7 protein-coding genes and 3 tRNA genes are annotated in these 9,003 nt (G+C 35.7%); 3 read left to right on the top strand and 7 right to left on the bottom strand.

Translation table 11 applies throughout. The annotated features are described in order from the left end of the window. Positions 1-464 precede the first annotated feature (464 nt). Positions 465-2,300: a monovalent cation:proton antiporter-2 (CPA2) family protein gene (locus tag KTI78_RS05340; protein WP_262445435.1), complete on the bottom strand. Its 1,836-nt coding sequence runs from the start codon at positions 2,298-2,300 to the stop codon at positions 465-467. 193 nt (positions 2,301-2,493) lie between these two features. Continuing rightward, positions 2,494-3,729, bottom strand: a complete 1,236-nt coding sequence (gene gltS, locus KTI78_RS05345) for a sodium/glutamate symporter (protein ID WP_016140525.1) — start codon at positions 3,727-3,729, stop codon at positions 2,494-2,496. A 359-nt stretch (positions 3,730-4,088) separates the two neighbouring features. On the opposite strand from gltS, the gene KTI78_RS05350 reads away from it, so the two are divergent. The 3 genes from KTI78_RS05350 (at position 4,089) to KTI78_RS05360 (ending at position 7,146) form a co-directional block, all read left to right on the top strand. Beyond that, positions 4,089-5,240 carry an alpha/beta fold hydrolase gene (locus KTI78_RS05350; RefSeq protein WP_262445436.1) on the top strand — a complete coding sequence of 384 codons (1,152 nt, stop codon included), beginning with the start codon at positions 4,089-4,091 and terminating at the stop codon, positions 5,238-5,240. A 154-nt stretch (positions 5,241-5,394) separates the two neighbouring features. Then, positions 5,395-6,222 carry an AraC family transcriptional regulator gene (locus KTI78_RS05355; RefSeq protein WP_262445438.1) on the top strand — a complete coding sequence of 276 codons (828 nt, stop codon included), beginning with the start codon at positions 5,395-5,397 and terminating at the stop codon, positions 6,220-6,222. 600 nt (positions 6,223-6,822) lie between these two features. Then, positions 6,823-7,146 carry a hypothetical protein gene (locus KTI78_RS05360; RefSeq protein ID WP_262445440.1) on the top strand — a complete coding sequence of 108 codons (324 nt, stop codon included), beginning with the start codon at positions 6,823-6,825 and terminating at the stop codon, positions 7,144-7,146. Here KTI78_RS05360 and KTI78_RS05365 read toward each other — a convergent pair whose 3' ends face one another. The 5 genes from KTI78_RS05365 to KTI78_RS05385 all read right to left on the bottom strand — a co-directional run bounded on the left by KTI78_RS05365 (position 7,147) and on the right by KTI78_RS05385 (position 8,872). Further along, positions 7,147-7,617, bottom strand: a complete 471-nt coding sequence (locus tag KTI78_RS05365; protein WP_262445442.1) for an AnBLUF65 family BLUF photoreceptors — start codon at positions 7,615-7,617, stop codon at positions 7,147-7,149. A gap of 271 nt (positions 7,618-7,888) precedes the next feature. Then, positions 7,889-8,098 carry a cold-shock protein gene (locus KTI78_RS05370; RefSeq protein WP_003650775.1) on the bottom strand — a complete coding sequence of 70 codons (210 nt, stop codon included), beginning with the start codon at positions 8,096-8,098 and terminating at the stop codon, positions 7,889-7,891. A gap of 447 nt (positions 8,099-8,545) precedes the next feature. Continuing rightward, positions 8,546-8,619 (bottom strand) — tRNA-Trp (locus KTI78_RS05375). Between the two features lie 67 nt (positions 8,620-8,686). Next, positions 8,687-8,771: transfer RNA gene (locus KTI78_RS05380), tRNA-Leu, on the bottom strand. Between the two features lie 27 nt (positions 8,772-8,798). Beyond that, positions 8,799-8,872: transfer RNA gene (locus KTI78_RS05385), tRNA-Trp, on the bottom strand. Between the last annotated feature and the right edge of the window lie 131 nt (positions 8,873-9,003).

Consider the following 9,003-nt stretch of genomic DNA (forward strand, 5'->3'; position numbering starts at 1 on the left):
TTTAGACCGTCAATTTACTGTGGGATAAAAAATATCTGAAAAATTATTATTTTAATTCAATTAGATATTGCATCTTAATAATAACCAAGTTTAACTTTAAAGAAGCTAAACATTTCAACCAAAAATATCGTTTGCAGAAAAAATTGATTAAAACAAAAAAGCCAACTCTTTCGAATTAGCCCTAATTACCTCACGACCACGTCTGTGAAAATTGCGTTTGATTTTATTGTTCGCAACAATCTTCATCAATTTTTGTTATGAGTTTAAATTAGCCTTTCTTTATGACAATTCAATTAAAAAATACCGTAATTTTCCCCAAAATAAACTTGATACATAAAATGTAATTTTTGCAGAAGTCGCTCCCGCTTTAAAGGGATGCATATTTTAAAGGCACTCCTCCTTAGATCACTTATAATGATTTTGTAGAAGTGCTTCTAAACAGAACTTTTATAGATATTTTTATGCTAATTAAGACTCTCATTATCGGAGGCATCTTCTTTGTTTAAAATCCGCCCTTCTTGTTTCGGTCGAATTAACGGCGCAGTTGGTCGTGGATGATGAGCATGTGTATATTGCAAACCAACTCCGGCATATACATCGTCTGCTGCAATTTCAGTTTCAAATCGCTCATTATCAAGATCTCGAATTTCTTCGCTAATTCTTACGACTTCGTCTTCATCTACGCCAAGTTCTTGTAAAATCACTTCGCCAAACTTAATTGCAGATTCAAACGTTTCACGAATCATAAAGTCTACTTTTTGTTTGACTAAATGCAGTGAATGCTCGCGGTCATATGAACGGACTAATAATTTCGCTAAAGGAAACTCATGGCTAACGAGTTCTACAATTCGATTGGTCGTTTCCTTACTGTCTACACACACCACAATCGCTTGCGCTGTTGCTGCACCAGAAGCATGCAGAATATCCAAGCGACAGCCATCGCCATAATAAATTTTAAAACCAAATTTTTCAGCGTTTTGAATCATGTCAGTATTATTATCAATAATGGTGACATCTACGCCTCTTGCCAATAAAAGCTGACTAGTTACCTGCCCAAAGCGTCCAAATCCAATCATTAAAACACTGCCGCTTAATCCGTCAGCAACATTCACGTTTTCTAGTGAAATATTGGCTTTGGTCTGAGTGAAACGTTTAAAAATAATACCTACAATTGGCGTCAACACCATTGAAAGCACAACAATAGCGGTGAGATTAGATTTAACCGTACTATCGATGACTTGTGCACTGAGTGCGGCAGAGAAAAGTACAAAGGCAAACTCGCCTCCTTGAGCCATGAGCAAAGCGCGATCTAAGGCTTCTGTGTGAGGACTTTTAGTTATACGGGCTACTATATAAATCATGAGCGCTTTGACAAACATTAGAGCAACTACGCCACTCACAATAAGCTGCCAGTTTTGAGCGACAACTGATAAATCCAACGACATACCCACGCCAAGGAAAAACAGACCTAACAAGATTCCTCGGAATGGTTCAATATCCGCTTCAATTTGATGTCTAAATGTTGATTCAGATAAAAGTACACCCGCTAAAAAAGCACCCATCGCCATGGACAAACCGCTGACTTGCATGAGTAGCGCTGCGCCCAACACCACCAATAATGCAGCGGCAGTCATGACTTCTCGGGCTTTGGCAGCAGCCAAGAGCCTAAATAATGGATTAAGTAACCAATACCCTGCCGCAATAAGACCTGCAATTGCGATTAAACCAATTCCTATATTTTCCAAACGTACCGATGTGCTTTCAATTACGTGATTCGGTGCCATAAAAGCGACAATAGCCAGTAATGGTACAATTAATAAATCTTCAAATAGTAAGATGGCTACAATCTTTTGCCCACGTGGCTGAGTCAAATCACCGCGGTCACCCAATAATTGCATCACAATCGCAGTCGACGTTAAGACGAACCCTGCGGCACCAATAAAAGCGACTTGCCACGTAAAACCAAATAATAGCCCTACGCCAGTCAAAGCCAGTGCACAAATAATGATCTGTAGTGTACCTAGACCAAAAATTTCGCGTCTAAGACTCCACAAATGTGATGGTTGCATTTCCAAACCAATCACAAATAGGTACATCACAATGCCCAACTCGGCAATATGCAAAATTGCGGCAGAATCTTGAAAAAAAGCAAAACCGAATGGGCCAATAATCAGCCCTGCAATTAAGTAACCTAATACTGAACCCAAACCAATACGTTTAAAAATAGGAACTGCAATGACAGCCGCTGCCAATAAAACCACTGGGGCAACCAAGCTAATTGAATGCGCTTCTGAGCTCATACATTTCTCATTTTATTTATCTGCAAATTATTCTAAGTGAAACTTGGTGTAAGGGCGATTATTAGTTTTGAGAAAAAGTATCCTAAAAATAAAATGGCTTAAATCCTCCGAAAAGAAAAATTGGGCCTATAGATACAAATCAAATATTCATAGACAAGCACCCATAAAAAAAGCCCTTACGGGCTTTTTTAAATTAAGCAATAAATTTCAACATGAGCTGAATAACTGTTGCATTAATTAAGTCGACAAAGAATGCCCCACAAAGTGGAACAATCAAAAAGGCCTTATGCGATGGACCATACATGTTGGTAATGGCTTGCATATTTGCAACGGCGGTTGGTGTTGCCCCCATACCGAAACCACAATGACCTGCTGATAACACTGCTGCATCATAGTTTTTGCCCATAACACGGAATGTCACAAATGCTGCATATAGCGCCATCGTAATTGTTTGAGCACCCAAAATTACAACTAACGGGCCAGCTAAGTCGGCAAGTTGCCAAAGCTTTAATGAAAGCAATGCCATTGCTAAATAGAGTGATAACGATGCATTACCAAATACATCAATCGCACGGTCGAAAATATCAATTTTCAGCACGCTCTCTAAAATATTTCTTAAGATAACGCCGCCACCAAGCGCCCAAACGAAAGTTGGTAACTCAAACCATGTTCCCTTACTAAAGCCCGTCATAAATTCAGCAAATGCTAAACAGGCTGCAAACATACCCAGCGTAGTAATCGCATTGTCTGCTGTAATTAAACGAACTTGATGCGGGTTTTCAAACGGTGCAAGATCATCTGAGTTTTGTTCAAGATGCGTATCACGATTTTGAATTTCAGCATTGGTTTTTGCTTGAGCAAGGCCATAACGGTTGATAAGCAATTTTGCTAAAGGACCACCAATCACACCACCAATAATCAAACCAAAAGTAGCACTCGCCATCCCTAATGCTAAAGCACCTTGAATACCATGTTGGGTTTCTAAAATTTCACCCCATGCACCAGCTGTACCATGACCACCTGTTAAGGTAATTGAACCCGCAATTAAACCAATGAGTGGATCAAGACCGAGTAAAGTCGCAAGACTCATACCTACAGCATTTTGCACAACAATAAATGACGCTACACAAACCAAGAAGATGACTAAAGCCATACCACCTTCTTTCAGCTTCATAAAATTAGCACTTAAACCAATAGAAGCGAAGAACACGAGCATAAAGCTGGTTTGTAGTTCACTACTAAAAACAATGCTGTACCCCCACAAAGTGTGGATGAGTAAAGAAACTACAGCAGCCACCAAACCACCGGCTACAGGTTCGGGAATATTGTAGCGTTTTAAAAAATCAATCCGATTAACAAGAAAGCGGCCCAACAATAAGACGATAACCGCCGAAATTAGTGTATAAAAACCATTAAAAACAAATTCCATATATACTACTTTCTAATAACATTCCTAACGGATTGTAAAATAATTATATTTTTATTTTTAATATGTAAAAAAAACACAAATAAACTTTACAAAACTACGCTACCAATATTTTTTTATTATTCTTAAAAATAGCTTAAATTTTTAATATTTTACATTACTTTTTGATCTTAAAACCATTTAATTATTTATTTTTAATAACTTAAATAAAACAACCCTTGATTAAAAATAATATTCTCTTGATATCTTAAACAGAAAATCCTGTCTTTTGGGTCACTGAACTCATCTTTTATTCCATTTAATATCCGTAAAAGACCAGCTCGTCACTGCTCTGGGCAACATCTTTATAGGTTTTATATTCAATGAGTTTATTGCTTAAAGTTCGTCAGAACGTTCCACAGCTACAATCTATTAAAAAATCTCTTCAGACACGTGCTGGTCAAAAAATACCTCACATGCTGATCAATGCATCAGATCTCTTTTTCCGAGGCCCTCAAATTGCCTTGTCAGGAAAAACACCTTTTGATGTGATTTATAAGCATGAAATTATTAGCTTACGCCACTATAGAAATGAGACTGACACATCTACACCTAAACATCGCGTACCGTTAGTGATCGTTCCACCGCTAGCAGTGAACATGCTCATTTATGATTTGTTTCCTACGCGCAGTTTTGTACGCTATTTTTTAGCGCAAGGTTTTGATGTCTATTTAATCGACTGGGGTGTCCCAACTCGGCACCAAGCAAAATATAACTTCGGCACTTATATTAAAGTTTTCATGCCAGAGATGTTAAAGCAAGTTCGCTTGCACAGCGGTCAACAACAGCTTTCTTTACATGGTTGGAGTTTAGGCGGTGCACTTTCACTCTGCTATACCGCATTGTACAAAGATAAAGATATTAAAAACCTCATTATTCTTGCTTCCCCTATCGACACACATAAAGCGGGTTATATGGGGAAACTCTACGGTAGTCTTACCAAACCTGCCGAATGGGTTCGTAAGCATACGCCGTTTCGTATTCGCCATCATGTACCAAGTGAAGCATTTCATATCCACGGCTGGCAAAATACCCTTGGTTTTAAATTAACCGACCCGATTGGAAATCTGAAAACATATTGGGAACTTTTTAAGAATCTTGATAACCGAGAGTTTATTGTCGACCATGCAACTTCAAGTTCATTTATCGATAATATGCTGGCTTACCCAGGTGGAGTCATGCGCGATATTATTCTCCGCTTCTGGATTGATAATGAACTGTCTAAAGGCGTCGTTAAGTTTGGTGAGCTTACAGCTTATCTAAAAGATATTGAATGTTCAGTACTCGCAGTAGGTGGAAGCACAGATATTATCGTGACCACTGAGGCTGTTAAGCCGCTTATGGATTTGATTAGTAGCGAAGACAAAACCTTTAAAGTCGTACCGGGTGGCCATATGGGTGTCGTTTCGGGTAGCCAAGCACCGACTACAGTCTGGCCAGAAGTGAATCAATGGTTAGTCGAGCGCTCAGATTAATCCATTCAAATATTAGCGAAAACCAGTCTAATCAACTTAGATTGGCTTTAATTCTCACTAAATTTTTAAAGTTTTGCACAAATCTTCTAGAACTGCGTTGATCTCTTTTGTAACGTTCTAGAGGCAAAAGTTAAAAATTTACGGGTCAAAGATTATGGGTAACTGGGTGGATATTTCAAAAGATACCAATACTGGTATCGAAACAATCCGTGCCCATTTTACGGGTCATGCCTATGACCCTCATTGGCATTCAAGTTATTTAATTGGCGTAACCGAATCTGGTGTTCAGCAATTTCATTGTCGTAAAAAACAAATTAATAGTCATGCTGGACAAGTCTTTATGCTTGAACCAGAAGAAATTCATGATGGAAATGCCCCTGCCTCTGATGGCTTTACCTATCAAATGCTTTATCTGCACCCGGAATGGTTGAAACAACGTATTCAGGGCTTATTTCATAACAGTCCTGATCATTACGAGTTAGTCATTGATGCACCATTAAAGTCCGATGAGCAACTTGCAATTATTACGTCACAAGCATTTCAGCATTTGCATTATAAAGAAATGAATATTGTGAAAGACAATAGTCTGGACTTGCTAATTCAATATATTGCCCAAGGGAAATGGTTAAAAAGAGCTCAACAAACATCGTCTATGCATGGTCCTCAGATCGCCCACCAAATCCGAGATATTCTGCATGACCATTTATTTGATGATATTGGATTAGAAGAGATTTCAAATATGATCGGTCTAGACCGATATCATATTCACCGTATTTTTAAAGCTGCCTTTCACTTGGCTCCTCACCAATATCTGATTCAACTCAGACTTACACGAGCAAGAGAGCTACTTTCCAGAAGCATCTCACCTGCACAAGTTGCTTCAGATTTATGTTTTGCCGATCAAAGCCATTTGAGCCGCTGGTTTAAGCGTTGCTATGGTTTAACTCCCGCCGCCTATAGAAAAATCTGCACAAATCTTTAAGATTAATAGTTTAAATTAACTCATCTTATAGTTGCTCTTTAGTGAAGCCGATAAAATAAGAAATCTCACTATATTTTCATTATTTACGATTATTAATGTAATTATTCAAATAAAAAAACTTCATAATTATAAATTCAAGTATTCATCACAATTGTTTTTTAACAATAATATTTTTTGTTTATTCTTTTTATTTAAAAAAACATAAAAACCGATGTTACTTTTTGTTATTTATGTAAAGCTTGGCTTACTCCTTAAATCAATATAACCTTATGAAAAATATATATTTAACATAAAATCAGCTTTGTAAATTTTGATTATTTTTTGAACAAATGTAGGTATTCTCTCACAACTATGTAAGCTAAAACTTACAATACAACTCATTGTTTTTCTTATAATTAATTTCAGTACATATAAGCACTCTTTCCTATTAAATAGAAAGCTTAATATTAATAAAGAGATCTGGAGAAAATGATAAAGTCATCTTTATTAATAGAAAAACTCTTAATAATAGAAAAAGAATCTCAAAAAATTAATATGTACTATCTTTCCTCTGGAAACAGAGGAAAGATAATTTTTTAATCATCAGATAGGGTATAGAAAATGTTTATTGCAAAAAATATATTTGTATATTTACTATCAATGTTAGCTTTATGCTTACTGATTATTCTTTTTAACTATATAGGAATGAATGAGACGATTAATCTCCTTCTTTCTTCCACGCTGTTTGGGATATTTATTACTTGGTATTTCAAAGGTAGTGGACTGTGCCTTGCTTTATTTGGCCTTTTTTATTGGGCAATGTTTGTCATTAGTCAAAGCCTAGAAGTGATATGGATGCTTGCAACTACAGTTATTGTATATTTAGTGATGACTAGAATACTACCTAAACTCAAGACCATCCATATCGGTATAATAGCCAAATAGCTAAAACGGGTTCACACCCCGATTCACCATACCTACTCTCTTAACTGTCTTAATTTTGGTTTGCTCAGCAATAACTAATTCTTTGATGAAAGCTTTTAAATTTTGCTCATCAAGACGAATCGGATTAAAAGTAGTTTCTCCCATTTTTAGAAAGAAAGATTCAATATTGGTATTGCGTTGCACATATTTCATTGACCATTTTTTAAAAGAGTTTTGTTCAATGGAATATGTGCACAACCATTTAACATTGTGGTGTCTTTCATCATTTGCAATTTTTTCAAATAATGTTTCAACTATCTCTTGTTCACCTTCTAAACATTGAAAGAAAGCATTATCAGCATAATAGAGTACGCCACAAATTTGATTCAAATCATTGAAATCTCTAGCTTCTGTCAAAATATCACGTAGATCTTGCAACAAATCTTCATTTTTTTCGTTTCGTTGACTGGCATAACACAGGCGAACGTTCATTAGCAATTCCGTGAAATATAAAATTTCTTTATTTAAAGATTTTTTAATCTAACATACATCTGTTACTAATAATTTATTTTTCACATATATTTTAAAGTTTACATTAAAATTAAATGAGTAATTACATGTACTTATAATTAAATATTAATTTTTATATAAAAATAAAAAGCCCTCTTATTTAGGGCTTTAAGGCTTTAAAAAACATCAATCAATTACTTTAAAGCCAAAATAAAAAAAAGCACTAAAAAGTGCTTTTTTTGTTTGCTGTATATTATTGTGGAATAATATTTACAGCATTTGGGCCTTTTTGCCCTTGAGTAACAGTAAACGTTACACGTTGACCTTCGTGCAAAGTTTTGAAACCTGAACCAGAAATTTCTTTGAAGTGAGCAAACACATCTGGACCATTATCTTGTTGAATGAAACCGAAACCTTTAGTTTCGTTAAACCACTTAACTGTACCACTTACTGTATTAGACATGATATATCCTACTGATTTCTAATATTTTAGAATCATTAAACAAATAATGACCCTATCATAACTTTGAAAAAAGAATAACAAATTGAGCTTAATATCTTAAAAAACGAAGGATTATGACTAAAACTACGATACTTAAAAGAAGATTTACTAACAAGACTTTTTTCTAGTTAACTAAATCATACAGGAAATAAATTTGTATTCAAGGCTTTTATTTAAATAATTTCCAAAACGTAACTTAAATAAATAGAAAACAATAGCTTAAAAAAATATTAAGAAATTCAGCATATTGTCTAAGTAAAGAATAATCTATTATTTAATATACAACCATGCAAAAACAGAAATCGAAATATCTATTTATAAAATTATTTCAATCGCCAATAAAAATTTATCTCTAAAAATTATAGATAATAAAAAAACTCCTAAATAGGAGCTTCATCTTTTATTCAATGGCAGAGGATCAAGGACTCGAACCTTGACGAACGGTTTTGGAGACCGTCATGCTACCATTACATCAATCCTCTATATTTATGACTAAACCCATTAGATTTAATCATAAAAAAAGCAAGATCATTGTCTTGCTTCTTTCAATGGTGGGGGCGAAGAGACTCGAACTCTTACACCTTGCGGCGCTGGAACCTAAATCCAGTGCGTCTACCAATTTCGCCACGCCCCCATCTGGGACATTTATTTAAAATAAATGTGGCAGAGGATCAAGGACTCGAACCTTGACGAACGGTTTTGGAGACCGTCATGCTACCATTACACCAATCCTCTTCCAAGATCTAGATGACTTAACATCTACATCAACCTTAAGTTTCTAACTTAAAGTGGTGGGGGCGAAGAGACTCGAACTCTTACACCTTGCGGCGCTGGAACCTAAATCCAGTGCGTCTACCAATTTCGCC

Origin of the sequence: Acinetobacter sp. WU_MDCI_Abxe161 (assembly GCF_025514355.1) — a bacterium.
Lineage (GTDB): Bacteria > Pseudomonadota > Gammaproteobacteria > Pseudomonadales > Moraxellaceae > Acinetobacter > Acinetobacter pittii_E.

Excerpts from the sequence above, each read along its gene's own strand:
- KTI78_RS05340 (WP_262445435.1), bottom strand. The coding sequence starts at position 2,300 with ATGAGCTCAGAAGCGCATTCAATTAGCTTGGTTGCCCCAGTGGTTTTA.
- gltS (WP_016140525.1), bottom strand. The coding sequence starts at position 3,729 with ATGGAATTTGTTTTTAATGGTTTTTATACACTAATTTCGGCGGTTATC.
- KTI78_RS05350 (WP_262445436.1), top strand. The coding sequence starts at position 4,089 with ATGAGTTTATTGCTTAAAGTTCGTCAGAACGTTCCACAGCTACAATCT.
- KTI78_RS05355 (WP_262445438.1), top strand. The coding sequence starts at position 5,395 with ATGGGTAACTGGGTGGATATTTCAAAAGATACCAATACTGGTATCGAA.
- KTI78_RS05360 (WP_262445440.1), top strand. The coding sequence starts at position 6,823 with ATGTTTATTGCAAAAAATATATTTGTATATTTACTATCAATGTTAGCT.
- KTI78_RS05365 (WP_262445442.1), bottom strand. The coding sequence starts at position 7,617 with ATGAACGTTCGCCTGTGTTATGCCAGTCAACGAAACGAAAAAAATGAA.
- KTI78_RS05370 (WP_003650775.1), bottom strand. The coding sequence starts at position 8,098 with ATGTCTAATACAGTAAGTGGTACAGTTAAGTGGTTTAACGAAACTAAA.